Source organism: Pseudoalteromonas sp. SG43-8, from assembly GCF_014164245.1.
Lineage (GTDB): Bacteria > Pseudomonadota > Gammaproteobacteria > Enterobacterales > Alteromonadaceae > Pseudoalteromonas > Pseudoalteromonas distincta.
In genome coordinates this window covers 1090336-1114937 of sequence record NZ_JACJEX010000001.1, presented here as the reverse complement: position 1 = coordinate 1114937, position 24602 = coordinate 1090336, and the positions used below count along the sequence as shown (strand labels likewise).

Genomic DNA, 24602 nt, shown 5'->3' with positions numbered 1-24602 from the left:
TTTTATTGAACAAAATAAAGGAGACAAGTACACTAAAACGATATTTTAGAAGGAGAACTGATTGTTAAAACAAGATGAAAACTTATCTTTTGTCATTGAACCAGAACTAACTCCTCGTTCTGAACAGCGCATAGATCTGTATTTTTCTATCCCTAATGAAATGGGGATTAATCCGCAAACACTTACCGAAGAATCTTACTTTAATAACCACTTTAAATCACACCTAGCGTATAACGCTAACAATATACATTTGCCTTTAGTGAGAAGCCGTTTTGTTAGTAAAAACAAAGGTGAGCAACAAGATTACCGGCAAAATCTTAATTTATTTTGTTATCAAGTACGTTTAGCCCTTGATGCCGATATAAAAGACGCGTTAAAAATTGATGAGGCAGAAGATTTTTATAAACGTGCTAACGAGGTATATGAGCAAAGCGAAGGGCTTTTAAAAAAGCTGCGTCGCTACACACCAGATGACGAAAAACTACTGCCATTTTTTACCAATGCTGATAACTATTTAAGTTGGCATGTTGAGCAATCTTTTTTAAAGCTTTTAGATGAAGGCCCACGTAGTAGCGATTATGCAAAAGAGCGTAACGATTTACTGCAGTTTTGTAAAAGCGAAAATACGTATCGAGCAGAGAAAAGCTACAACTCTGAAACAACCATGCAAGACGCAAATCGAATAACAAATAAAATGCGCTTGTTACAACGCTTAATTGAGCACGGCGTAATATTACAGCGTCAAACGCGGTTTCTTAACAGCTACCTTAAGCGATTAGTTAAAGGCACTGTTACAGCTGTTATCATGGCATTTGTGATGGTTGTAATACTCAATGCTCGCTCAACGTTTACTGAAGTCACCGCGACGCTTATTTTAATTTTAGGGGTTATTTACGGGCTACGTGAAATATTTAAAGAGGATATTACACGTATGATTTGGCGAGCCATTGTACAAGGGCGACCTAAGTGGCGATTTAGTTTTAAAAATAGTATTACCAAAGACAAAGTAGCGAGTCAGTTAATTTGGCTTGAATACATGCGCTTTAAGAAAATACCTAAAGAAGTGAAATCTATTTTTTCAAAACGTCGTCAACAAAATAAACAAGCTGCGCAGTGGTTACACTTTGCAAGTGAGACACGTGTTAGTGCGAAAGAATTTTTGCCCGGCTACGATACACTACAGCACACGCTACAATTTAATCTTGCACCATTTGCACGTTATTTAAAACGTGGTGAAGGGAAGCTATATCATTTAGACAGTAATAAAATTTCTAAGCAGGCTGTAGAAAGGCGTTATCAATTAAACATGGTACTTGTTCTAACTGAGGAAGATAAAACACTTTATCAACGCTATAAAATAACGTTAAATCGCAGTAAAATCGTTAATATTGAGCTTATCTACTCCAAAAAATGAGTTTAATTAATTTTAAAAGGGGCTGATACAATCAGCCCCTAATATTTGGTCACTTTATTTATTAGCTAAGCCATGTTTGCTATACAAAGTTACTTTGTCTGATACTAGCGTGATCTCGATATTTTTTGCTTCATCGCCCCATACACAGTTAGTATGTAGTGTTTTTTCAACACAGTTATCAGCACTGCCTAAAATAGTTTCAACTTCAGTCTTATCCATGCCTACTTTAATTTTTTCATAATTTTCAAGACTTACCTTAGAACAAGCCGCAAGGCTTAATGTAGCTGCGATGATAAGGAGTTTTTTCATTGTTATATCCTACTTAATATTAATGTTTGAATTTTCTGATCTGGACAATCATGCCCATTCGTGGATGGTCAAAGTAATGTACTTCACCACTAATTACACGTCTAAACTGAGAGAAACGGGCTGACTCTATATCGCCGTTTTCTAGCTTTTGGCTAATATCAAAATTAGCTGTTATGTATAAATAATGTCGTAAATGTATTTTAAATAAACCGTCTAGTTCCCATTCTGCTTTTGATTGATCTGGGTCGTTAAATAGCGCCGGTTGTGAATTCAATAAACTTACAAAATCAGGGTTTGAATAGCTAGGTGTTACATTGGGTTCATTTTTAAGATGCTTACCCGCTATTAAATGCATGCTTGGGGCGCGTGACTTGCTTGCGCCTTCAAAGCGCCAGCCAGTATGTAGAATAGGTGTTAAGCCTTTGCGGTCTAGTTGCCTATATTGCGCTTTAAATTGCAGCTGTTGCGGCGCTAATAAATAGGTTTGCTGCATATCATCTTTAGCGGGTGCTAAAGGCGTTACAGGTAGCTCATCGTAGCTTTGTAGGTAGTCAATACTGTTGTCACATACACCCGATTGCGGGTTTGAATTAACTAATGAATCAGTAAAAGTGCGTTTTTGAAAACGCTCATCGCCATCTATGCAGGCCTGCATTGCTTGTTCAGTGTAAAGAGGGGTCAGTAAGTCTAGCGTATTTTTATCTTCAATAGCTTTGTGCTTAAGGCTAAAGTCTTCTTGTAAATACGGGGCAGGGCGCTGTTTAAATACAAGCACCTCAACCTCAAACCAGCGTTCTGCAAATGCAGTGCTGCTAAATAAGCAGCATAAAACAATAAGCGATTTTTTTAGCAACATTAATGGCTAACCTTTTTTTCGAAATCTGCAATCATTGCAGTGACCATTTTTAAGCGTTCGCGGGCATTTGCCTCACTAATTGCAAAGCGCAGTTTATTTGCGCCATCCATTTTGTACACCTTAGGCGCACTTTGTATCAAGCCAATGATGAAGCTAGGGTTAACCTTGGTATCTTGGCTAAACTCAAAGTAACCACCTTTTGGATTTGCCTCAATTTTAGTTATACCTAAATTACTAGCCTTCATTTTTAATAATTGTAGGCTAAATAGGTTTTTAGCAGCATCAGGTAGTAAACCAAAGCGGTCTATTAGTTCTACCTGTAGTTCATCCATATCATCAAGGTTAGCACAACTTGCTATGCGCTTATACATACCCAAGCGTGCATTAACATCGTGTATGTAGTCATCAGGTAATAATGCAGCCAGCTTTAAATCTACTTCGGTTTGTTTTTGTAATAGGTTTTCAAGCGTTGGTTCTTTACCTTCGCGCAGCGCATTTACTGCTTGTTCGAGCATTTCCATATATAAACTAAAGCCGATGGTTTGCATTTGGCCTGATTGATCATCGCCAAGTAGCTCTCCCGCACCACGAATTTCTAAGTCATGTGTAGCAAGGGCAAAACCTGCACCTAAATCCTCTAATGATTCAATTGCTTGTAAGCGTTTACTCGCATCTTTAGAAAGGGCTTTAGGGTCACCTGTTAGTAAGTAGGCATACGCTTGATGGTGGCTTCGACCCACTCGTCCGCGTAATTGGTGTAATTGCGCAAGCCCTAGTTTGTCTGCTCTGTCCATGATAATGGTATTAGCCGTAGGCACATCAATACCAGTTTCGATAATCGTGGTACATACCAGTACGTTGTATTTTTGATGATAAAAGTCAGTCATTATTTGCTCAAGCTCTTGCTCGCGCATTTGACCGTGGGCTGTAGTTACACTAGCTTCAGGTACCCATTCACTAATTTCTTGTGCAACACGTTCGATAGTTTCTACGTTGTTATGTAAAAAATAAACTTGGCCACCGCGTTTAATTTCTCGCAGTACCGCTTCGCGTATTAGTTCTACATCGCGTTGGCGTACAAAGGTTTTTACCGCTAAACGTTTAGCCGGTGGCGTTGCGATTATTGATAAATCGCGCATGCCGCTCATGGCCATGTTGAGTGTACGAGGTATTGGCGTTGCAGTCAGTGTGAGTATGTCTACATCGGCGCGCAGTGCTTTAATTTTCTCTTTTTGGCGAACACCAAAGCGATGCTCTTCATCAACAATGAGCAAGCCTAAATCGTTAAATTTAATATCTTGTTGAATAAGTTTGTGTGTGCCAATAACTATATCGAGCTTACCGTTGGCCATTTTTTCAAGTGTGTCTTTTTGCTCTTTAGTGGAGTTAAAGCGCGAAAGCACACCTACTTCAATAGGAAAATCAGCAAAACGGTCTTTAAAGTTTTCATAGTGTTGTTGAGCCAGCAGGGTAGTTGGTACTAAAATGGCTACCTGTTTATCATCGTTAACCGCAACAAAAGCAGCGCGCATGGCCACTTCTGTTTTACCAAAGCCTACGTCACCACACACTAAGCGATCCATCGCTTGTTTTGATTGCATATCGCCTAATACGGCTTCTATGGCGTTACGCTGATCGTCAGTTTCTTCAAACGGAAAGCTATCGCTAAATTGGCGATATGCAGGGGCATCTAGGGTAAATTTATTACCTGGTTTTGCTTGGCGCTGAGCATAAATATCAAGTAATTCAGCGGCGACATCGCGTACTTTTTCAGCAGCACGTTTTTTTGCTTTTTCCCACGCATCTGAGCCAAGCTTATGCAGCGGGGCGCTGGCTTCTTCACCGCCAGAGTATCGACTAAGCATATGCAATGCAGACACTGGCACGTACAATTTAGCTTCACTTGCGTAAGTAATTGTTACAAATTCAGTAACTACACCTGCAGCATCAATGGTTTGCAAACCTTGATAACGGCCAACACCGTGATCGAGATGCACAACAGGTTGACCTTCTTTAAGCTCGGCTAAGTTACGGATTAGTGCATCTTGGCTGGCTTCGTACTTGTGCTTGCGGCGTCTGCGCTGAGATACTTTTATGCCAAGCAGTTCTTGCTCGGTAATAATAGAAAGGCTTGGTTTAGTGCCAAGTACGACACTTTGCTCGAGGGGGCTTACTATTAGGCCTACGTCACTTGCACTTTTTATAAATTGTTCGAGTGTTTCAAATTCTTTAAATTTTAAACCGCTTGGCTTTAAAATGCTCAGCAATGATTCGCGACGACCATCGGATTCAACACTGAGTAATATGCGGCCTTTTTTCTTTTTTTGCTCTGCTACATAATTTATAAACGCGCCATAAGGTTCATGATGTTTATGATCAATTCGAATGGCTGGCAGCTCGCTAACGCTTAAGTTTTTATTGCCTGCTTTAGTACCAAGCTTTGCAAGGGATAATCTAATACGTGCAAAATTGCCTAAATTAGAAAACAGCTCTTCAATTGGCTGATAAAGCGCATTAGGTTCAAGTAATGGACGAAGTGGGTCAACTCTGCGGTTTTCATAACGTACATTTACATCGTGCCAAAAGTTATCTGCCGCATGCTCTAAATCACCCAGCTGCATAACGGTTGTTGTATCTGGCAGGTAGTCAAAAATAGTCGCGAGCTTTTCAAAAAACAACGGCATGTAGTATTCAATACCTGCAGGCCAGTTACCTTTGCTTACTTGCATGTATACTGAGTCTTGCTGCGAGCTTGCGCCAAATTTTTCACGGTAGCTTATTCTAAAACGTTCAATATCAGCGTCGTTAGTAGGAAATTCATGCGCTGGAAGTAGCTCAATTTTATCTACTTTTTCATCAGAGCGCTGTGTTTCTACATCAAATAAGCGAATGGTATCGAGTTCGTCATCAAAAAAGTCGAGTCTAAATGGGTGTGGACTACCCATTGGATATAAGTCAACGATAGAGCCGCGTATAGCGTATTCGCCGTGCTCCATTACTTGTTGAACATTTAAATAACCAGCTTGCTCTAAGTTGTCACGAAAGTTATGAGTGTCTAGCTTGTCGCCCACTTTAAAGTTTATTGTTGAACCGTAAATAAATGAGGCCGGGGCTGTGCGCAACATTAAAGTAGATACAGGCACAATTAACACACTTTGTTGTTCTTTTTTTAAGGTGTTTAACGTGGCCAAACGGGCTGAAATAATATCTTGATGGGGAGAAAAATGATCGTATGGCAGAGTTTCCCAATCAGGAAATACCATGACTGGGTTATCGGGTAATAAATATTCTAATTCTGTTTCAAGGCGCAGTGCACTTGGTGTATCAGGCGTAACAATTAAGACTAAGTTATCTTGTTGTTTAACGCCTTCAGCAATAGCAATACTTAAACCACTTCCGCTTAGCTGGCCCCATTGAATTTTATCTTTATGAGATTTTACCCAAGGCAAGGCTGCCCATTGCTCAAACGCCATTTATTACTCCATTTATAGTTGGCTCTTAGCAAGTAAGAGCCATCTTGAGTTAAGATTACTTAGTCTCGGTATATTTTTGTTAGGTCTTTATAGTGATCAATTCGTCTATCACGCAAGAAAGGCCAGATACGTCTTACGTTTTCTGAGCGTTTTTGATCAATTTCTACTACTAAAATTTGCTCATCAGTATTATTAGCCTCTGCTAATAGTTCACCTTGTGGGCCTGCAATAAACGAATTGCCCCAAAACGAAATACCATCGCTTTGCGCACTAGGGTCACTTTCATGGCCAACGCGGTTACAGCTAATTACCGACACGCCATTGGCAACAGCATGGGCACGCTGGCTAATAACCCACGCATCTTTTTGACGAGTTTGCTCAGCAATGTCGTCGTTAGGATCCCAACCGATAGCGGTTGGGTAAATTAATACCTCAGCGCCAGCCATTGCCATTAAACGTGCAGCTTCAGGAAACCATTGATCCCAACATACTAGCACGCCTAATTTACCCACCGAGGTTTGAATAGGCTCAAAACCGATATCACCTGGGGTAAAGTAAAATTTTTCGTAAAAACCTGGATCATCAGGAATATGCATTTTGCGGTATTTACCTGCAATACTGCCGTCTTGCTCTAATACAACTGCAGTATTGTGATAAAGGCCCGTAGCGCGCTTTTCAAATAAAGACGCGACAATAACAATGCTTAGCTCTTTAGCAAGCTCACCTAAGGCATTACTGCTAGGGCCTGGAATGGTTTCGGCTAAATCAAATACGTCAACATTTTCGGTTTGGCAAAAATAGAGGCTTCGGTGTAGCTCTTGGAGTACAACCAGTTTTGCACCTTTTTGAGCGGCTTCACGAATGGCACTCATTGATTTTGCCATATTGTCCTGAGCGTTATCGCTATTGCTTTGTTGCACTAACGCAACGGTTAATTTTGCAGGGCTTGTCATTGTGCTGCTCCAGCTAAAAATCCACGAGGTAATTGCATTGTAATACAGTGTAGGCTGCCAAATTGTTCAATAATTGGTTGGCAATTTACGCCAATAATAGTGTGTTGTGGGTATGCTTTTTGAACTTGCGCAAGAGCACGCTCATCATTGGCATCATTATACGTTGGCACAAGCACAGCATTATTAATAATTAAGTAGTTAGCGTAGGTAGCCGGTAAGCGTGTTTGCTCATCGTCATAAGCGGCTTTTGGCCACGGTAACTCAATTAAGTTATATGGGGTGTTATCGGCAGTTTTAAAGGTTTTTAGTTGTTTTTCCATCGCATCAAGTGCGCTAAAGTGCTCATCAGTTTTATCGTCACACTGCACATATACAAGGGTATTATTTGGTGCAAAACGCACTAAAGTATCAATGTGGCTGTCGGTGTCATCGCCCGCTAAATAGCCATGTTCAACCCATAAAAAACTCGTCGCACCTAAGTGCTCTTTTAAAAGTATTTCTATGTCAACAGGATTTAAATCTGGGTTACGATTTTTGTTAAGCAAACATTCGCTGGTTGTTAGTAACACACCATGCTCGTTTATTTCAATACCGCCACCTTCAAGTACCATATCGAGCGCTTGATATTGGTTGTTTATGCTACTTAGCTCTTTTACCAAAGTACGATTGATTTGATTGTCTAATGCGCTTTCAAACTTATTGCCCCAACCATTAAAAGTAAAATCATATACTTTTAATTGTTCTGTTGAATCAATAGCGGCGCAAGTAAGCGGACCATGATCGCGCGCCCAGGTATCGTTAGTAGGCGTTACTACAAAATGAACACGATTAAGAGAGACGTTAGCACTATTTAGTAATGCTGTAATATGCACTTTTAAGGCACTGTTATGCGCCACAATAACAAGCTGTTGCTGCGTTGTTATGTGTTTAGCAAGTTCAATATATACAGGTTCTACACGCGCTAAGTTGTCGGCCCAATCGGTGTCTTTGTGAGGCCATGTAAGCATAACAGCGTCTTGCTCGGCCCATTCTGGTAAAAGTCTAAAGTTCATGAATTTTATATACTAATTAAGATGGCGCTAGTTTAGCATTTTACATAAAGATGTCAGCTAATTATCACTGTTAAGGTCGCCTCGGTTTTGATCAAGTTCTTGACGTTTTTTAAGTTGGCGGGTTTGAGCATGTAAACTCGCTCTAACAATAAGTTCTTGGTCAGTGGTTCTAATTGCGGTAAAGAGCATAGTGTATTGGTAGTGTTCGCTATCTTGTTTTTCTACTGCCACAACTTCGGTGTAACAATAAACCGCAGAGGCCTCGTGGTGCAAAAACAGTTTGGTTCTAAATGCTTGGCCAATTGAGTGTACTTCAGGTGATGTAAAACGAATACCGCCACCGCCGTAGCTATCACATTGTATTGCGTTATCTTGGGCTTGTTCTGAGGCCAAAATATGGCTCATTATTAAATCTATTTTACGTGACTGCGCTTGTAAAAATGTAGCTAGCTCTTGTGCTATATCGCCTAAGTTACGCAGTGGGCGTAACGAGCTTTGCTCAAGCTCACTTACTTCATTTGCTAATCTAAATAGTGGGGGAATGTCGTCTTCAAGCTCAAGCTGCGATTTAGGAACTTGTCCGGTTGATACGGGGAATAAATTTACTCTTATACTTTCATTAATTTGAAAGTACTGCTCAAACTCACCTAATCTTTCACTATTCATTATGTTCTCCACCACGTATTTATTTAATAGTAGCGTTGTGAGTACTAAATTGCTAGCAGATAAAATAACGCATAGCGGGCTAAATGCTTTGTTTACATTCAATTTTTAACATACTAATTATGAAAATAAATACACTAAGACATATTTAGGGTTAGTTATAAAAAAGCGGCCAATGTCATCCTAACATTGGCCGCTTGGGTATTGATTCATCAGCGTGTACTTATTTAAGTAGAGCGGCTAATTCATGTAAATCTTTCACAACGTGATCTGGTTTTTTAGCTAGTGGGTAAAGTGCCTTACCTGGGCGTGCTATAAAAGTGGTTTGTAAGCCAGCTTCTTTTGCACCAGCAACATCCCAACCATGGGCTGCAACCATCATTGCTTCATTTGGTGCTACGTTTAGCTTTTTAAGAACCCACTCATACGCACGTAAGTCTGGTTTGTAAATTTTAATATCTTCAATGCTGTAACGCGCATCAAAGTAAGACATTAAACCAGCGCTTTCAAACTGTGCCTTTACACCTTTGTTTGAAGAATTTGTAAGGCTTACTAACTTATAGCCCTGTGCTTTGAGTTTTGCCAGTCCTTCTTTAACATCGTTGTGGGGAGGAAGCGTTAAAAGAGGCGTAACGATAGCTGTTTTAGCTTGTTCACTTGTAATATTAATATTATTGTTTTGAGCAACCATAAGGAGTGACGCCACACCGATTTGCCCAAAGTCGTGATAACTACCGCTTACAGTATCTACTAATGAATGGTGCAGCATAGTCGAAAACCACAGTGGTAATAAATCTTCACGTCCGCCTAGCGCTTTACCAATAGAGGTACGCATTGACGTTAAATCAAGTAGGGTTTCGTTTACATCAAAAATAAGCACTTTAGGTTTTGCTTGTTCTTTTGTTTCATCAGCGACTGCATAACCAGATACAAGGCTTGTGCCCACAAGTAGCGAAAGAGTAAGTGTTTTTAACGATTTTAAAATAGACATTAATTATTCTCCGATTCAAGTGCTGTCATAACATCAATAGGTTCTGCGCGTAGGGTGTAATCTTCGCTTAAAAATGCGTATGTAATAACACCTTCTTGGTTTATCACATAGGTGGCCGGTAGCGGTAATTTAAAGCTTTTATCGCCGTAGTAGTGTTCAAAATCAATACCAAATTGTGTGTATAGCGCTTGAATACGCTCATCAAGTGTAAACAATAAACCAAATTGCTCAGCTACTTTATTGCTCACATCGCAAAGCACGTCAAATTCAAGGTCGTTTTTTTGTGCAGTTGAGAGAGTTTCATCAGGTAGTTGTGGTGATATTGCGATTAACTGAGCACTTTGAGTTTTAAATTGTGGTAAATAGTCGTTAAGTGCTTTTAGTTCTAAATTACAATATGGGCACCAGCCACCACGGTAAAAACTAATAATTACCGGCCCTTTTTTTAGTAAATCTGCAAGCTCAATGTTTTCGCCGTTATGGTTGGCTAAGCTAAAGTTTTCTACTTTTTGACCAATTTGCAATGCATTGTCTTTAATATGCTGTGCAATTAGCTCTTCGTTTGTAGTGTTCATTAGTGCCAAAACGTCAGCCGGTAATTTGGCATCTTTTTGTACGTTATAGGCATCTATTTGCGCTTTTAAACTCATGATTGAACCTCAAAAATTAGACTATTTGCAATTATAGTGTTTTAGATATTTAAATAAACATTGCAATACTGAAAGCTTCATTCGAAAATATTAAACATTGAAAAGTGCACAATGGCATCTTTATGTATAATTTAAGCGACCTAGAAACATTTATAGCTGTAGTTGAAAATAAGGGCGTGCTTGCTGCTGCCCGCGAGCAGCGTTTATCGCCTGCAACGGTGAGCCATCGCTTAAGTAAACTAGAGCGTGAGCTTGCTACAGTACTTGTTTTTAGAGATAGCAGGCGAGTACGGTTATCTCCCGCAGGTGAAATATTTTATACGCGTGTGGGGGCTATAATAGAAGCTCTACACGATGCTGAACATAGTATTGGCGCGCGTAGCTCATCGGTGAGTGGTTTACTACGCGTGACCATGCCGCCTTGGGTTTTTTCAAAATACGTAATGCCTAAACTCAATGAGTTTGAGCAAGCTTACCCTGAACTAAAGCTTGATTTTTTAATAACGGATCATTTTGTAAATGTGGTTGATGACGCGCAAGATGTTGCAATTAGGGTGGGAAAATTAAATGACTCAGGATTACTTTCTCGTAAAATCGTAAACAATAGTCGCATACTGTGTGCAGCCCCTAGCTATATAGAAAAGTACGGCATGCCTGAAAATTTAACGCAATTGAGTGAGCATTATTGGGTTTGCCTGCCGTGGCAACGCCAGTTAAAGCTTTTTGACGAACACAAAAAAATACATACCTTTAATGCTAAAACTCGTTTTACTATTTCAAACTCCGATAATATGACACAAGCTGCCATTGCAGGTCATGGTATTGCTATTAAATCAAAAATAGCGATTAATGAAGATCTTAAAAACGGTATTTTGGTTGAAGTTATGCCTGGGGTAATGGCACAAGATGATGCACCGGTTTGGTTTTTACGTCCGCAAAATAGTTTAACAACCCGCAAAACCGATGTATTTTATGATTTTATGAAATCACTATTTTTGAGCTGCGAATAAGCGTTTAAATGAGCGTTTTACTCCAGTTAAAAACAAATAACCAGTAAGCTCTGCAAGTAAGGCAACAATTATGGCTGCAACAATGGCGGCTATAATAGAGTCTTTTTTCAAAATGATTTGACCTTCAAAGCGTTGCCATACTTGTTGTTTTATATCGCTCATGCCACTGATCATAGTAAATATATACGGAGATTTCTCAAACCTATTTACGGCTATCTGTAAATCTTGCTGTCGCTCGTAAAGAGTACTGATATTACTTGCCCCTTTGTTCACAATTTCATCATCAATATTTTGATAGTGTTTTATTAGCTTATTTAAATCATTATTGAAATACTTAGCTGCATCGCTTTTAAAAGGCGCAACGGCATTATTAGCTTCAATTAACTGGGCTGATAATGCTTGGCCAAAATCGCTTACAAATGCAGGTATTTGCACTCCAAGTAGTAAACCGAATGCAAAGAAACTAAGTCGTATATAATCTAAAAGTTTACTCATTTATCTTCCTATGCATTTAAATAACCCAGAATTAACATTTGAGCTTGTTTTTATGTCAAAAACTCGTAATCTATTGGGGCGTGTTAACCTTTGTGGATTGAACCCAAAGGGCAGCGCATGTTTGGCATTTATGCTGCGTTATGCACCTATTTATGGGGAATAACCACACTACATAGGCTCTGCCTTGCCTAAATACCAAACGTACTGCTGTAAATTCAACCACGAAAGGCCAACACGCCCTAATAATAAAAATAACAACAGGTGGATGTTAAGGATGACGAAAAAAGTAAAGTTAACGTCAACATTTGTTGATATTTCTAAACAGCTCAAACGTTTTGTATCGCGCATTGTCCAACCCGACGATGTAGAAGATATTGTGCAAGAAACTTTTGTAAAAAGCTATGAAGCTGATTTAAAACAAGACATCCAGTTTACCCGCAGTTATATGCTAAAAACAGCAAAACATCTAGCACTCAACCATATAGCTAAGTGGGACAACAAATTTAATGATTCGTTAGAAAACGATAACGAATTGCCCGTATTACTCAAATCAATGAAGCTCGAAGACGAATACACATCTAAAGAGCGTTTTTTACTTTTTTGTAGAGCTACTGAGCAACTAAGCTCATCGATTCGTAAATGCTTTATATTAAAAAAAGTTTACGGTATGAGCCAAAAAGAGATAGCAGACCAAATGCAGTTAAGCCAAAGCACTGTTGAAAAACACATTGCCAAAGGATTGTTACAAACCATGTTGTACATGCGTGAACATGAGCAAAACCCTCAAACGAACCCTAAAGCTCAGGCACATCCTATATCAGTTAAGAGGGTCGCAGAATGAGTAATGTTCATCAATTTAATTCAAAAGATTTAATCTTAGAAAAGTCATGTGATTGGATAAGCGCGATTGATCGTGGTTTAACTGATGATGAAAAAGAGCAATTTAAATTATGGATGATGCAAAGCACCGCACATCAAGACTCTATATACGAGCTTGCTCAGCTTTGGGATGAGCTTTCAGTATTAAACGAATTGAGTCATTTATTTCCTCAGCGCAACAATACTAAAACATCAAAAAACAAGTGGATGTTTTCTTACTCAATTGCAGCGAGTTTGTTTGCAGCGTTAATGGTATGCAGCTACTTATTAATTAACTTAGAAAATGGTTACAACCAAGAGCTTGCAAAAGTTAATTACACTAAAATTTACAAAACAAAAGTAGGCGAGCAAGCAACGTATGTGCTGCCAGACGGCACCATAGTGCAGCTTAATACTAATAGCTTACTAGAAGTTGCTTATAGCAAAGGCCGCAGGCAGTTATTACTTAGTCGTGGGGAAGGGCGCTTTAATGTAGCAAAAGATGCCACGCGTCCGTTTAGTGTTATGGCTGGTGATAAAAGTTTTACCGCGTTAGGCACGGTATTTAATGTACAACGCAATACATCATCAGATTTAGAACTGGTGGTTACTGAAGGCAAAGTGATGATCACTGACCCAAGTGTAGCGGTTGATGCAAATGACTTTAAAGATTATCAACTTGCAGATAATAGCACGAAAAAAATTCGTCAAATTAATGCCAATATTGTTACCTCAGGCGAAAAAGCAGTTATTGAGCAAAGTGTTACAAAGCCAATTACGCAGCTTTCAATGAACGACGTACAACGCGATTTGGCATGGCAAAACGGGATGCTTATTTTTAATGGAGAAGAGCTAAGCGATGCTTTAAATGAAGTAAGCCGCTATACAGCCACACGTTTTGAGCTTTCATCAGCTGAGCTTGCCAGTATTAAAGTGGCTGGAGTATTTAAAGCCGGTGACGTCGAAGGTTTACTAGAAAGTTTACAAACTAACTTTTCGATTGATCATGAGCGTTTAGGTGAGCATGTAGTAACGCTAAAACACCATACAGAATCATAAGTAGACGTTATGCAGATCAAACTAATGTTAGGTAAAGTTGCATCAATAAAGATTGAACGTAAAAAAAACATTAAAAAAAAGAAACAAACCCATAGAGGATTTTTGTTTGTCAGCTGTTTATATAAGTTGCGCAGTAACCAAACGCATTTATTGAGTGGATTTAGTGTGCTTGCACCGGCTATTTTTAGTTTAAGTGTACAAGCAGCAACACAAACCACTGGGCAAATGGTGCAATTTGATATAAAAGCGCAGCGAGCAGACAAAGCCTTAATTGAATATGCTAAACAAACAGAGCAAACCGTGGTGTTTTCTTATGAGTTGGCAAAGCAGTATGACGCAAATTCAGTTTATGGATTTTATACTCAGCTAGATGCTCTAGAGGCATTATTAGGTGGGACTGAGCTCGATGCGGTTGTTGATCAAAATGGTTTACTGAGTATAAAACTCAAACAAATCAACAGGAATGATAACAACATGATGAAGCTTTCAGCGGTCAGTGCAGCAGTATTACCAGCTTTACTTGCAGTAAATTCGCAAGGTGTAAACGCAGCAGAAGAAGTCGCTCAAGAAAAAATTGAAAAAATTGCTATTGTCGGTAGCCGTGTAGCAGGACGTTCAGTTGAAGATTTACCCGTTCCAGTAGATATCCTAAGTGCAGAAGCGCTTGAAAATACAGGCCAAACAGAAGTTGGTCGTATGCTACAGTCTATCGCCCCTTCATTTAACTTTTCAAGCTCTGCAATTAGTGACGGTACTGATGCTTTAAGACCTGCGACACTTCGCGGTTTGGGCCCTGATCAAACATTGGTGTTAATTAACGGCAAACGTCGTCATCAAGCAAGTATTATTCATATTAATGGCTCTGTTGGGCGTGGTACCGCAGGTACTGACATGAATGCAATTCCAGCCTCTGCAATTAAACGCATTGAAGTATTACGTGATGGCGCTGCTGCTCAGTATGGTTCTGATGCAATTGCAGGTGTTATTAATATTGTGCTTAAAGATGGTAGCGAAGGTGGCAAAGCGGCTATTAACTACGGTCAATATTCTGAAGGTGATGGCGAAACCATTAACCTTGATTTTAATAAAGGCTTTGCGCTAGGTGATGACGGTTATTTAAATACAACTATCAATTACCGTGACCGTGCACCGACTAACCGTGCCGGTTTACATGGCTCTTGTCAGTTTTATGGTTGTACAGAACTAAGTGACGGCACTTTACTTGCTGGCGATCCGCGTGAGCTGACAGCCGATCGTGATACCTTTAGAATTGGTGATGCTGATTCTCAGCAGTTTGGTTTAACAATTAATACCGGTTACGAGTTAGGTGATGGCGAGCTTTACGGCTTTATTACTTACTCAACACGCGAAAATGAGTCGGCTGCATTTTTCCGTCATAATGCAAATGCAGGCGGTAACCCAGTACTACAAGATAACGATGCAACGATTCCGCTAGGTTTCTTACCAAAAATCAACACAACTATCGACGATATCTCGTACAACTTTGGTTATAAAACTGAATTTGATAACGATGCAAGCCTTGATTTATCTTACACCTATGGTGAGAACAGCATTGATTACACTACAAGTGACACTATCAATGCCTCATACGCTAACTTTTTACGTTATGACCAAGGCTTAAGTGCAGCTGATATTCGTACAACTATTCCACGTGAAGCGTACGCTTACGGCATGGAATTATCACTGCAAACAATCAATATTGATTTTACGCAAAACTTTGATGATTATTCGTTAGCAATGGGTGCTGAAATACGTACTGATGAATACCGTATTTTAGAAGGTAATGAATATGCGTACCGCGATTACGACACATTAAATGGTGTAAGTATTTACAGCGGTTTAAGTGGCGGTGTTGGCTCTGAAGATGCATCGGGTGGTTCACAAGGTTTTGGTGGTTCATCACCTGCGTCTTCAGTGGATGAGTCACGTGATGTAATTTCATTTTACGTAGATGCAGAATCTTATGTAATAGAAGATGTGATTTTATCTGGTGCACTTCGCTACGATAACTACAAAGGTTTTGGTGATACAGTAAACTTTAAACTTGCTGGTAACTGGTCTATTACCGACGATATTTCATTACGTGGTGCATTAAGCTCAGGATTTAGAGCGCCTTCAATGCAGCAGCTTTACTTTAATAACGTAAGCACACAATTTGTTGTTGATACTAATGGGAATTTAGTTGCAGAAGAAGTTGGTACATTTAGAAATGATTCAACACTTGCGCAAAGTTTAGGTATTCCAAAACTTAAAGAAGAAAAATCACAAAACCGTAGTTTAGGTATTGTGTATAACGTTACCGATAATATTAATGTAACCGTTGATTACTACTCGATTGATATTGACGACCGTATTGTAATTAGTGATCGCTTAGGTAAAGGGTTATCTACAAGCCTTGATGCAGCACTAAATAGTGCAGGTGCTGGCGTAGGGCAGTTTTTCTTAAATGGTGCTGATACAGAAACACGTGGTGTTGATTTTGTAGCAACGTGGAACACTGAAGGTTTAGGCGGCACACTTGATTTTACACTTGCAGCTAACTTTACCAAAACAGATGTTGTATCGTTGTTCTCTCCTGCTGGCTCAAGCCTTGAGACAGTAAAAGTAGAAGATATATTCTCAGCTGAAGACATCTCTATTATAGAAGAGTGGCAACCAGAGGACCGTATTAACTTAAGTGCGCTTTATCAACGTGATGATTGGACTGTTAACCTCTCACTTAATCGTTTTGGTGAATACACAGTAGAAGATGGTGGTCGTCAAACGTATGGCGCAGAAATTTTAACTGACGTTAAAGTTAACTACTTCGTTACTGAAGACTTATCAGTAAATATTGGTGCAAATAACTTGTTCGATGTTTACCCAGATAAAAATGAAATAGGTAACTCTCGCTCAGGTACTATTGTAGATGCTAATGGTAGTACCGTAATTAGCAGCTCAGGTGTGTTTGACTACTCACGTCGTTCGGCTCCGTTTGGTTTTAACGGTGCTTACTACTACGTAGGTGCAGAATACCGTTTTTAATTAATAACCTCCCTTTTGTTATTTAACTCAAAGGGCCGTAAGGCCCTTTTTTTGGTTTTAGCTTGGGTTGATTTTATTTAGAAATCAAACTTATTGAATAATCATCATATTGCTTAATATTATTCATTACATTCATTAAAGCATTATGTGTACTGTTTTCGTCTGCTGTTATAAGTACTGAACTTACTTCATATTTAGCCGCGAACATCGCTAAATTAGTCGCAACTTGCTCTAAATCAATTAACCTCCCAGAAAAATATACTCCGTTACTTTCATCAATTCTAAATAAAGCATTTTTAACAGGCTTATCTACTTGAGGGTTGTCGAGTGGTCGGTTTAATTCAATAGCCACAGGTTTTACAAAAGATGTAGTTACAATAAAGAAAATTAGTAATATGAACACTATGTCTAACATCGGGGTCATATCTACATCAGCATTATTTTGCAGTTTAGTCAGTTTGCTTTTCATATTGGACCTTATTTTTAATTAAATGCTGCGGCGCCACAGCAAGGTTTTAGGTACCTATTAACAAAATTAGCACAGCAAAAATAAAGCGTGGTTAAAAAAATATTCTAATAACATTAAATATTTGTACTAATTATGTATTTAAAATGTGGTGAAATAAGGTGGTGTTTATATCGATTTGCTTATATATGGGGTCTATTTCGCATCGTTATAGTGTAATTCAATTCGTTAAATTGCTTAAAAAAATATGCAGATTGGTATTAGAGGCAATAAAAAACCCAGCTCGAGGCTGGGTTCTAGCTATGCGTTATAAAAGCTTAATGCTTTTGCATGCGGCTCATTTCTGCATGGCAGCTTTGCATTGTTAATAATGTTTTAGCTAGTGCAGCTTCGCAATCAGCTGGTTGCGGTTTATCCATTGCAGCTTTAATTTCTTCAAGGGTTTTATCTTCTACCTCTTCAAGCTCTTTCACATACGTGCTGTCGTTGTGTGAGGTGAAAGTAGTCAATAGGGCTGTGTACGCACGTCGTGCTTCAACTGCGAAAGATGAGCCATCTTCGCGTTCGCCTTTTTCATTAATTGCATATGGCTGCAAGCGCTCAACACTCACTTTTCGGGCATCTATCATACGCTGAAAAAGTGCACCAATAGCAGGGTCTTCAACTTTTTCCTGTGCTTTTTGATAAAAATCGATGCCGCTGTTCATAACTTGAATGATGTCAGTAATATGATTTACTTCTGATCCTTGATGGGTGTTCATAATGACCTCTTTAATTAAATGAATTTATAGTTCAATTTAATTAAAGCAATGTATGTTCCACGTTTCAATGGTTATGTAGTCATTTGATTTTATTAGTTTAATTTTATTTTAGTAAGATGCTAAGTTAACAGGCAGAAAATTAACCTAGCAATTTTTACATTATATTGTGTAATAAAGTTATTTTAGCTCTTCAGCTACTTCAGCTACTTTTTGACGTAACCAAATGTGACTCGAATCGCGATGCAACAGTGGGCTCCAAATCATATCAAGCTCAAAAGGAGGAATTGGAAATGGTGGCTCTAAAATTTTAAGCCCCGGATCATCCAAATATATGTTCGCGGCTTTTGAAGGAAGGGTCGCAATCAAATTTTTCTCTTTAGCTAAATGAATAGCTACATGGTAGTTACGCGTAAAAGTGGCAATATTACGATGCTTACCAAAGTGGGCAAGTGCTTCGTCAACCCAGCCAAGTTTTTGCACATCTTTAGGGTCCATGCCTACACCTACACCAAAACCTGTTTTGCTTACCCATATATGGCGCGCTTTTAAATAGCTGTCGAGGCTAAAGTTTTCAATTATAGGATTATCGGCTTTTACTAAGCAGCAAAAACTATCTTTCCAAATACGTTTATGATGAAAAGACTGAGGTAAGTTTTCAAAACGGTTGATTGCCATATCTACTTTACCGTTTTCTACATCATGAAAGGTGACATCACTTGGTGTGAGTATATCTAAAGTAGTATCGGGGGCTTCTTCGTGCAATTTACTTAAAAGCTTTGGTGCTAATGTACTTGCAGCGTAATCACTGGCCATTATTCTAAACACACGCTTACTTTGGCTTGCCTCAAATTCTCGATTAGGTGCTAGAGTTTCTTCAAGGGTCATTAAAATGCCACGAATAACGGGTTGTAACTCCAAAGCACGCTCGGTAGGTACCATACCATCGCTGGTACGAACTAAAATAGGGTCGTTAAATAAGTTACGAAGACGTTTAAGGCCATTACTCATTGCAGGTTGCGTTATACTCAATTGATTAGCAGCGCGTGTTACGTTGCATTCTCGAAGCAATGTATCGAGGTAAACGAGTAAATTTAAATCTATTTTACTTATATTCATTGTGTGTGTCCTTTAGCGCTTACCAGTGGTGAATAAAGCGCTGTGCTGTCGGGTATGGGTAAATATGACTTACCTGACCATTTTTTATATTTTGTTGTGCCTGCTTCCAAAAGCTAACATCTATAAGCTCTGGATGAGTACTAAGTAAAAACTTCTTATACATAGGGTTTGGCATTACAAATGTACAAAGTTGCTCAGGAAATACGTCCTGTGGTGCAACAGAGTAACTTTGTTCATCCATTAAATAGTCGTCATAGCTCTTTGCTTTTGGTAATGCTCTAAAGTTCATATCGGTTAGATATTGAACTTCATCGTAATCGTAAAAAATAATACGTTTGTGCTTACTTACACCAAAGTTTTTTAAGAGCATATCACCAGGGAATATATTAACAGCAATCATTTCTTTTAGGGCTTGCCCATATTCTTCAATCGCGTCTGCGACACTTTCTTCATCAGCATTTTCTAAAAACAAGTTAAGAGGTGTCATGCGCCGTTCAATATACAAATGCTTGATAATCAACCAATCGCCCTCAATTACCATTGATGAGCCAATTGTTTTATGTAATTGCGTAAGTAAATTACTATCAAAACGCGCTAAAGGAAATACGACGTTAGAATACTCTATGGTATCGGCCATTCTGCCAACACGATCATGGTTTTTTACCAGTTGATAACGTTTTAATACGGTATCACGGCCAAAGGGCTTACTTTCACCAAATTTGTCTTTTATTACTTTAAAAACATAGCCAAATGAGGGAAGGGTGAATACCATCATCACCATACCGGGAGTCCCTGGTGCAATTGTAAACTCATCGCTAGAGTGAGATAAGTGGTTTAAAAATTCTCGGTAAAATTCAGTTTTACCCTGCTTATGAAAACCCACTGCGTTATAAAGTTCAGCAAGTGTTTTGTTTGGCATAAGTTGATTTAAAAACCGAACAAGTGCTGAAGGTGCGTGAGTCTCTACCATAAAATAAGCGCGGGCAAAGCCAAAAATAACACGCATTTGAGATGACTTAGTTAAAAGTGCATCTAAATATAATCCGTTATCTTCATCGTGTAATACAGCGATTATAAAGGGCTGAACCCCACTTTTTGAAACAACACGACCAACAATATAGGCTGCTTTATTACGATAAAAAGGCGTGTGTAGAATATCAAAGCGCATTTGCCAAGGTTGGTGATGTGTATCGGGGGCTTGTTTATAAAAAGCTTTAACAAGGAGGCGAATATCACGCTCTAAATTTACAAATGGGGCTTTAAAATCAAAATGACTAATAATGCGTTTTATTGTTGGTTTTAGGCCATCAACTACAGGAAAGTATGTTCTATATTCTGCTTCTACAGGTACTGAAGGAGCATCTTTTAAGGTTGCTTCAACAAATATAAAGTCATTATGAAAATAGCGCCTATGGTACAGCCGGCAAAATACAGAATTATAAAAAGTTTCTGCGAGCTCTGCTTGGGGATGAAAACATAAAAAATGCTGATATACCTTTTTAACTTCAAGCCATAGGCTTTCATCGAGTTGTTCGGTTGGGGTTTCTTTTTTTAGCGCTTGGGTGGTTTCGTTAACACGATCATCATAATAGCTGATACGCAAACGGCTGATATCATTTATTGCTTGCCAATCTTTTTTTGCGAAGGCAAGAGGGGCTTTGGCTGTTGTTTTTTGAAATAACTGATAGTGCCTTTTAAAACCCGTTAAAATTAATTCAGCAATATGGCGAGGTTGCATTTGCACTCCTTAAAAGTCCCTAGAGTTTATACTCTATTGTGTTAAGGGTATGTTATTTTAAGTTTAAAACCAAGATAAATGTTACTTACTAACTAAGAGTAACTTATTGGAATTGAGCTATCTTTTTTTCGAGAATTTTAATTTGTTTAGTCACAGCCGATACGTTTTTCTTATATGTTTTATTAATTATTTTTAGTTTTTTAGTAATGTCTTTAGTAATACGCTTTTTATCATCAATGGCTAAGATATGATTTAACCGCTCTTGTTGTTTGTATTCAGCACGCTCTTTATTACGATCAAGTATTGTTAGTTTATGGTTATTACTGCGAAGTTCTGCCTGTAAGCCAGATAGAAGCCTTTCACGCTCAAGTTCGTTTAGTTGTTTAGTGTAGTCAACCTTAGGACCAGAATACTGATTACCCGTTGTGTTAACTTTATAAGTCGTTGCTTCATCGTCACACGGCAGTTGAGAAAAGACAGTGCCTTTTTCTGTTACACATTTGTAGTAAGTGGTATCGCTAAAGCTAAAAAAACTGATAAGTAAAAAGCTAGAATGGAGAATATAACGAGAAGTTTTAAACATACATGTCATCCTTGGTTTTTATATCTAACAACAATATAAAACTATAACCTAGCTTGGTGGTATATCAAGCTAGGTTAGGATAACTGTTATTGGGTAAAGGTTTTGAGCTTTTTAATACTCTGTACTAAAAATGGTATATCTAAACCTTGTTCAATAGAAAAACCTTCAGCGGCGGAAATGTTTTTAAAGTTACCATCTGAATCTATTAAGGTAATCCTATCTTTTTTATAGGCTATAACAACACCCTGAGAGTAGTTCACGCCCATATCGTCTTTTTTCTTGTATAGATTAACGCCTAGCATTGTTTGCTTGGCAATAGCTTTGCAATTTAAATATTGCCCAACGCTTGTTGCAATTAAATCGCTCGGTTGAATTAGCCCATCTACTTTAGAAATACGTTTGTCAGAGCTGTATAAAGTTGAGGTGGTTACTACTTCTTGCTTGTTATTGGCAAGACTAAAAGCAAAAACCTGTGTTTCATCATCTCGAACAGTAGGGGTATCACTCGCTTTAATTACTCGAATAGCACTAGAGCTATGTGCTTGATCATTAATAAAGCTTAGTTCTTCAATGCCATTTACTTCAATGCTACGGCGCTGACTTTGCCAAACAGGGAGTGTTTGCTCGGTTAAAATTGCTGCTTTATAAAAAGCGGGTAAACCATAAACTAAGCTAAATAGCGTATCGTAATGATTTGTTGGCTGTAAAAACTGCTCTGTTTTATGCATGTTTTTATTCTCGGCAACAAACTTTTCGAGTTGTTGTTGAGTTTCAAATACAAATATATCTACATTAGCTTGTGTGTAGTCCTCGCATTTTTCAAGCGGGCTTGGCATTTGATAACTAATATTTTGGTTATTAATTTTTACGTTATGTGCTTGCTCGTAGCTTTCTATATCTAGCAGATCATTTTTAGCTAACAAGCTTTTAGCGGTAGTAGGGTATGAAAGTGGCAAAACATTATCTTGTTTTGTTACATCAAAGTTTAAATTGGCGTCAGCCCAAATATGAATACTGTGGCTAAGCGAAAAACACACGATTAAGAAAGAAATTGCGTAACGTGCAAATTTATATTGCTTTAAACGCTCAAGGTGGTGCCATGTGTAATTACTAACAAGTAGCTGAAAGCCTAAAATAACAACAACAATACCACTGGCTAAAATGGTTGTTAAAGCAGGAGAGCTTGTTAAACGATGCCACAACAATGAAATGATTTCAGGTAAGGCAGATATACTTAGGTGATAACCTAAATTAACATACACATAAGCATCAAGAGTAAGCAATGATGCGCCTACAGTGGCTATTACAGCGGCCATGCCACGAATGTGTCGTGGGTAGGGGAATATTAAACTAAGCGGAAATACCGTCAGCACAAACGCTAAAAAGGCTATAAAACTAGTGTGGCTTAGCCAAGTAACTAGCATATAGGTAATGCCTAAAAAGCTTGTAGGTGGCGAGTCTGCAAATAAATAGCTTAAGCTAATAAGCAGGGCTAAGCCGATATTGGCAAAGGTAAACCAATGCCCCCAACTTAGCAGCTGACTCGCTTTTGATGAAAATTGATTATGCTGCGATAAATTCATAAATTTTATTTAACCGACTGCGCGAGCGCTTTTGCAAAGTTCTCGGTTACAGCTTGTCTTTTCCCTGTTGGTACATGCTCTTTTAAGATATGCGTGATAGAATTTCCTAAACACATAAGACTTAAATCAACCGGCGCATTGTGTTTAGTTAACACATCAATAAGCTGATCGACGATTTGTTCTACTTCTTCATTAGAGTATTTTGATAAGATTGGCATTAGTTGGTTCAATAAAATAGTTATATTCTCGTATTTTAACACTAGAGGCGTGAAAAACAAAGATGACAACAGACGTTAAAAAATTAGTCGTTCACTATGTAGACAAAAAAGACGACGATACGCAAATTCACCTTCGAAATGATGAGATGGTAATTAACGATAAAGTAGCCGTTTTTATCGAACAATTACATCATGCATACAATGGTAAACCTGGTAAAGGTTATTGTGCTTTCAGTGGTGACAAAAACAGTGTTGTAGCATCTGCAATGCAAAGTTACCGTAATGATGAGTTAGGCTTTTGGCATATGACCGAGCAAGCCTCAACGGTTTTAAAAGAAGAGCTTGATAAGTATGCATTTAGTGAAACAGGCTATTTAGTATTTTGTCATTACCAGTACGTTGCAACTGATTACATGCTAATTGCGATGATTAACATCAAAGAGCATTATTCTATGACCTCAGAGCTTGATTTAGCCGCTTCTCGTCATTTAGACATATCACGCATGCAACTTGCTGCTCGTATCGATTTAACAGCGTGGGATACACAAGCTGACGACAACCGTTATATTTCATTTATCAAAGGGCGAGCTGGACGTAAAGTTGCTGACTTTTTCTTAGACTTTTTAGGTTGTGAAGAGGGTATTGATTCAAAACAGCAAAGCCAAGTAATGCTCAGCGCAGTAGAGGATTATTTATCTGAGCAACAATTTGATAAATCAGAAAAAGACGATTTACGTAAACAAGTTTTTGACTACTGTAATGACTGTGTGACAACTGGTGAAGATGCCAGCGTAAGCGAGCTATCTGCAACGCTTACAAAAGGCGATGACAGCCCGTTTGATAGTTTTTGTAAAGAACAAAGCTATGACTTAGAAGAAACTTTCCCTGTTGATAAGAAAACCGTAACCAGCATGGTTAAGTTCTCAGGTCTTGGTGGTGGTGTGAGTGTAAGCTTTGAACGTAAACACTTAGGTGAGCGCGTAACTTACAACGAGGCAACGGATACACTTGTAATTAAAGGTATTCCGCCAAACTTAAAAGATCAGTTACAACGTTTTATGGAAAGTGAAAGCGAGTAAATTTAACAAGTTAAGTTAAAAGTCTGATTTAAGAGCGCGGTATCTATATCGCGCTTTTTTATACCGGTATATAAATTCGTTGCATCGGAAAAAAACCTTAAAGATTTATTTCACATAGAGAAGTGAAAGAGGAGTAAATGAGAAAACACAAACGATGGTTTACTAGCGGGGCTTTTTAAAGTTAGCAAGACTTAGACTTATTACTACCTCTAAAAGCGCAGCGTCTCTTA

At 38.6% G+C, this 24602-nt stretch carries 22 protein-coding genes; 6 read left to right on the top strand and 16 right to left on the bottom strand.

Annotation, left to right across the window (positions count from 1 at the left end; all coding sequences use genetic code 11):
* Positions 1-61 precede the first annotated feature (61 nt).
* Positions 62-1414, top strand: coding sequence for a hypothetical protein (locus H5122_RS05010; protein ID WP_024597376.1), 1353 nt, complete (start codon positions 62-64; stop codon positions 1412-1414).
* A gap of 54 nt (positions 1415-1468) precedes the next feature.
* Here H5122_RS05010 and H5122_RS05005 read toward each other — a convergent pair whose 3' ends face one another.
* The 8 genes from H5122_RS05005 to H5122_RS04970 all read right to left on the bottom strand — a co-directional run bounded on the left by H5122_RS05005 (position 1469) and on the right by H5122_RS04970 (position 10361).
* The gene (locus tag H5122_RS05005; RefSeq protein WP_024597375.1) at positions 1469-1723 is read right to left on the bottom strand and encodes a lipoprotein; all 255 of its coding nucleotides are present in this window, start codon (positions 1721-1723) and stop codon (positions 1469-1471) included.
* A 19-nt stretch (positions 1724-1742) separates the two neighbouring features.
* Positions 1743-2579 carry a peptidoglycan binding protein CsiV gene (locus H5122_RS05000; protein ID WP_182682647.1) on the bottom strand — a complete coding sequence of 279 codons (837 nt, stop codon included), beginning with the start codon at positions 2577-2579 and terminating at the stop codon, positions 1743-1745.
* Positions 2579-6052: a transcription-repair coupling factor gene (gene mfd, locus H5122_RS04995; protein WP_182682648.1), complete on the bottom strand. Its 3474-nt coding sequence runs from the start codon at positions 6050-6052 to the stop codon at positions 2579-2581. The genes H5122_RS05000 and mfd overlap by 1 nt, the downstream gene beginning before the upstream one ends.
* Before the next feature lie 59 nt (positions 6053-6111).
* A complete protein-coding gene (locus tag H5122_RS04990; protein WP_182682649.1) occupies positions 6112-7005 on the bottom strand; it encodes a carbon-nitrogen hydrolase in 894 nt (297 codons plus the stop codon).
* The gene (locus H5122_RS04985; RefSeq protein ID WP_182682650.1) at positions 7002-8057 is read right to left on the bottom strand and encodes an agmatine/peptidylarginine deiminase; all 1056 of its coding nucleotides are present in this window, start codon (positions 8055-8057) and stop codon (positions 7002-7004) included. Before H5122_RS04985 ends, H5122_RS04990 begins: the two co-directional genes overlap by 4 nt.
* A 57-nt stretch (positions 8058-8114) precedes the next feature.
* The gene (locus H5122_RS04980) at positions 8115-8723 is read right to left on the bottom strand and encodes a PilZ domain-containing protein (protein ID WP_024597238.1); all 609 of its coding nucleotides are present in this window, start codon (positions 8721-8723) and stop codon (positions 8115-8117) included.
* A 220-nt stretch (positions 8724-8943) separates the two neighbouring features.
* Positions 8944-9711: a haloacid dehalogenase type II gene (locus H5122_RS04975; RefSeq protein WP_182682651.1), complete on the bottom strand. Its 768-nt coding sequence runs from the start codon at positions 9709-9711 to the stop codon at positions 8944-8946.
* Positions 9711-10361 carry a peroxiredoxin-like family protein gene (locus H5122_RS04970; RefSeq protein ID WP_024597236.1) on the bottom strand — a complete coding sequence of 217 codons (651 nt, stop codon included), beginning with the start codon at positions 10359-10361 and terminating at the stop codon, positions 9711-9713. Before H5122_RS04970 ends, H5122_RS04975 begins: the two co-directional genes overlap by 1 nt.
* A 122-nt stretch (positions 10362-10483) precedes the next feature.
* On the opposite strand from H5122_RS04970, the gene H5122_RS04965 reads away from it, so the two are divergent.
* Entirely contained in the window at positions 10484-11371 is an 888-nt protein-coding gene (locus tag H5122_RS04965; protein WP_002961497.1) for a LysR family transcriptional regulator, read from the top strand.
* Here H5122_RS04965 and H5122_RS04960 read toward each other — a convergent pair.
* Positions 11351-11866, bottom strand: coding sequence for a DUF2937 family protein (locus tag H5122_RS04960; protein ID WP_182682652.1), 516 nt, complete (start codon positions 11864-11866; stop codon positions 11351-11353). The two genes, H5122_RS04965 and H5122_RS04960, sit on opposite strands and share 21 nt — an antisense overlap.
* 274 nt (positions 11867-12140) lie before the next feature.
* Here H5122_RS04960 and H5122_RS04955 point away from each other — a divergent pair, with 274 nt between their 5' ends.
* The 3 genes from H5122_RS04955 to H5122_RS04945 are packed head-to-tail and all read left to right on the top strand — an operon-like array spanning position 12141 to position 16828.
* A complete protein-coding gene (locus H5122_RS04955; RefSeq protein ID WP_182682653.1) occupies positions 12141-12707 on the top strand; it encodes an RNA polymerase sigma factor in 567 nt (188 codons plus the stop codon).
* Complete coding sequence (locus H5122_RS04950; RefSeq protein WP_024603563.1) at positions 12704-13783, top strand: FecR family protein; 1080 nt, start codon at positions 12704-12706, stop codon at positions 13781-13783. Before H5122_RS04955 ends, H5122_RS04950 begins: the two co-directional genes overlap by 4 nt.
* Before the next feature lie 9 nt (positions 13784-13792).
* Positions 13793-16828, top strand: coding sequence for a TonB-dependent siderophore receptor (locus tag H5122_RS04945; protein ID WP_182682654.1), 3036 nt, complete (start codon positions 13793-13795; stop codon positions 16826-16828).
* A gap of 73 nt (positions 16829-16901) precedes the next feature.
* On the opposite strand, the gene H5122_RS04940 is transcribed toward H5122_RS04945, so the two are convergent.
* The 7 genes from H5122_RS04940 to H5122_RS04910 form a co-directional block, all read right to left on the bottom strand.
* Positions 16902-17297, bottom strand: coding sequence for a biopolymer transporter ExbD (locus tag H5122_RS04940; RefSeq protein WP_182682655.1), 396 nt, complete (start codon positions 17295-17297; stop codon positions 16902-16904).
* A gap of 314 nt (positions 17298-17611) precedes the next feature.
* Positions 17612-18055, bottom strand: a complete 444-nt coding sequence (locus tag H5122_RS04935) for a PA2169 family four-helix-bundle protein (RefSeq protein ID WP_002961486.1) — start codon at positions 18053-18055, stop codon at positions 17612-17614.
* Between the two features lie 177 nt (positions 18056-18232).
* A complete protein-coding gene (locus tag H5122_RS04930; protein ID WP_182682656.1) occupies positions 18233-19171 on the bottom strand; it encodes a LysR family transcriptional regulator in 939 nt (312 codons plus the stop codon).
* A 19-nt stretch (positions 19172-19190) separates the two neighbouring features.
* Positions 19191-20909, bottom strand: a complete 1719-nt coding sequence (aceK, locus tag H5122_RS04925) for a bifunctional isocitrate dehydrogenase kinase/phosphatase (protein WP_182682657.1) — start codon at positions 20907-20909, stop codon at positions 19191-19193.
* Between the two features lie 103 nt (positions 20910-21012).
* Complete coding sequence (locus H5122_RS04920) at positions 21013-21492, bottom strand: DUF4124 domain-containing protein (protein ID WP_024596961.1); 480 nt, start codon at positions 21490-21492, stop codon at positions 21013-21015.
* An 86-nt stretch (positions 21493-21578) separates the two neighbouring features.
* Positions 21579-23075: a DUF3413 domain-containing protein gene (locus H5122_RS04915; protein ID WP_182682658.1), complete on the bottom strand. Its 1497-nt coding sequence runs from the start codon at positions 23073-23075 to the stop codon at positions 21579-21581.
* Positions 23076-23080: 5 nt separating this feature from the next.
* Positions 23081-23293 carry a DUF1414 domain-containing protein gene (locus tag H5122_RS04910; protein ID WP_002961475.1) on the bottom strand — a complete coding sequence of 71 codons (213 nt, stop codon included), beginning with the start codon at positions 23291-23293 and terminating at the stop codon, positions 23081-23083.
* Between the two features lie 62 nt (positions 23294-23355).
* On the opposite strand from H5122_RS04910, the gene yejK reads away from it, so the two are divergent.
* Positions 23356-24372, top strand: a complete 1017-nt coding sequence (yejK, locus tag H5122_RS04905) for a nucleoid-associated protein YejK (RefSeq protein WP_002961473.1) — start codon at positions 23356-23358, stop codon at positions 24370-24372.
* The last annotated feature ends 230 nt before the right edge of the window (positions 24373-24602 follow it).

Bases quoted from the DNA above. Each gene is read 5' to 3' on its own strand.
- H5122_RS04915 (WP_182682658.1), bottom strand. From the start codon at position 23,075: ATGAATTTATCGCAGCATAATCAATTTTCATCAAAAGCGAGTCAGCTG.
- aceK (WP_182682657.1), bottom strand. From the start codon at position 20,909: ATGCAACCTCGCCATATTGCTGAATTAATTTTAACGGGTTTTAAAAGG.
- H5122_RS04935 (WP_002961486.1), bottom strand. From the start codon at position 18,055: ATGAACACCCATCAAGGATCAGAAGTAAATCATATTACTGACATCATT.
- H5122_RS05000 (WP_182682647.1), bottom strand. From the start codon at position 2,579: ATGTTGCTAAAAAAATCGCTTATTGTTTTATGCTGCTTATTTAGCAGC.
- H5122_RS04965 (WP_002961497.1), top strand. From the start codon at position 10,484: ATGTATAATTTAAGCGACCTAGAAACATTTATAGCTGTAGTTGAAAAT.
- H5122_RS05005 (WP_024597375.1), bottom strand. From the start codon at position 1,723: ATGAAAAAACTCCTTATCATCGCAGCTACATTAAGCCTTGCGGCTTGT.
- H5122_RS04970 (WP_024597236.1), bottom strand. From the start codon at position 10,361: ATGAGTTTAAAAGCGCAAATAGATGCCTATAACGTACAAAAAGATGCC.
- H5122_RS04945 (WP_182682654.1), top strand. From the start codon at position 13,793: ATGCAGATCAAACTAATGTTAGGTAAAGTTGCATCAATAAAGATTGAA.
- H5122_RS04940 (WP_182682655.1), bottom strand. From the start codon at position 17,297: ATGAAAAGCAAACTGACTAAACTGCAAAATAATGCTGATGTAGATATG.
- H5122_RS04930 (WP_182682656.1), bottom strand. From the start codon at position 19,171: ATGAATATAAGTAAAATAGATTTAAATTTACTCGTTTACCTCGATACA.
- H5122_RS04990 (WP_182682649.1), bottom strand. From the start codon at position 7,005: ATGACAAGCCCTGCAAAATTAACCGTTGCGTTAGTGCAACAAAGCAAT.
- H5122_RS04910 (WP_002961475.1), bottom strand. From the start codon at position 23,293: ATGCCAATCTTATCAAAATACTCTAATGAAGAAGTAGAACAAATCGTC.
- H5122_RS04985 (WP_182682650.1), bottom strand. From the start codon at position 8,057: ATGAACTTTAGACTTTTACCAGAATGGGCCGAGCAAGACGCTGTTATG.
- yejK (WP_002961473.1), top strand. From the start codon at position 23,356: ATGACAACAGACGTTAAAAAATTAGTCGTTCACTATGTAGACAAAAAA.
- H5122_RS04955 (WP_182682653.1), top strand. From the start codon at position 12,141: ATGACGAAAAAAGTAAAGTTAACGTCAACATTTGTTGATATTTCTAAA.
- H5122_RS04950 (WP_024603563.1), top strand. From the start codon at position 12,704: ATGAGTAATGTTCATCAATTTAATTCAAAAGATTTAATCTTAGAAAAG.
- mfd (WP_182682648.1), bottom strand. From the start codon at position 6,052: ATGGCGTTTGAGCAATGGGCAGCCTTGCCTTGGGTAAAATCTCATAAA.
- H5122_RS04980 (WP_024597238.1), bottom strand. From the start codon at position 8,723: ATGAATAGTGAAAGATTAGGTGAGTTTGAGCAGTACTTTCAAATTAAT.
- H5122_RS04960 (WP_182682652.1), bottom strand. From the start codon at position 11,866: ATGAGTAAACTTTTAGATTATATACGACTTAGTTTCTTTGCATTCGGT.
- H5122_RS04975 (WP_182682651.1), bottom strand. From the start codon at position 9,711: ATGTCTATTTTAAAATCGTTAAAAACACTTACTCTTTCGCTACTTGTG.
- H5122_RS04920 (WP_024596961.1), bottom strand. From the start codon at position 21,492: ATGTTTAAAACTTCTCGTTATATTCTCCATTCTAGCTTTTTACTTATC.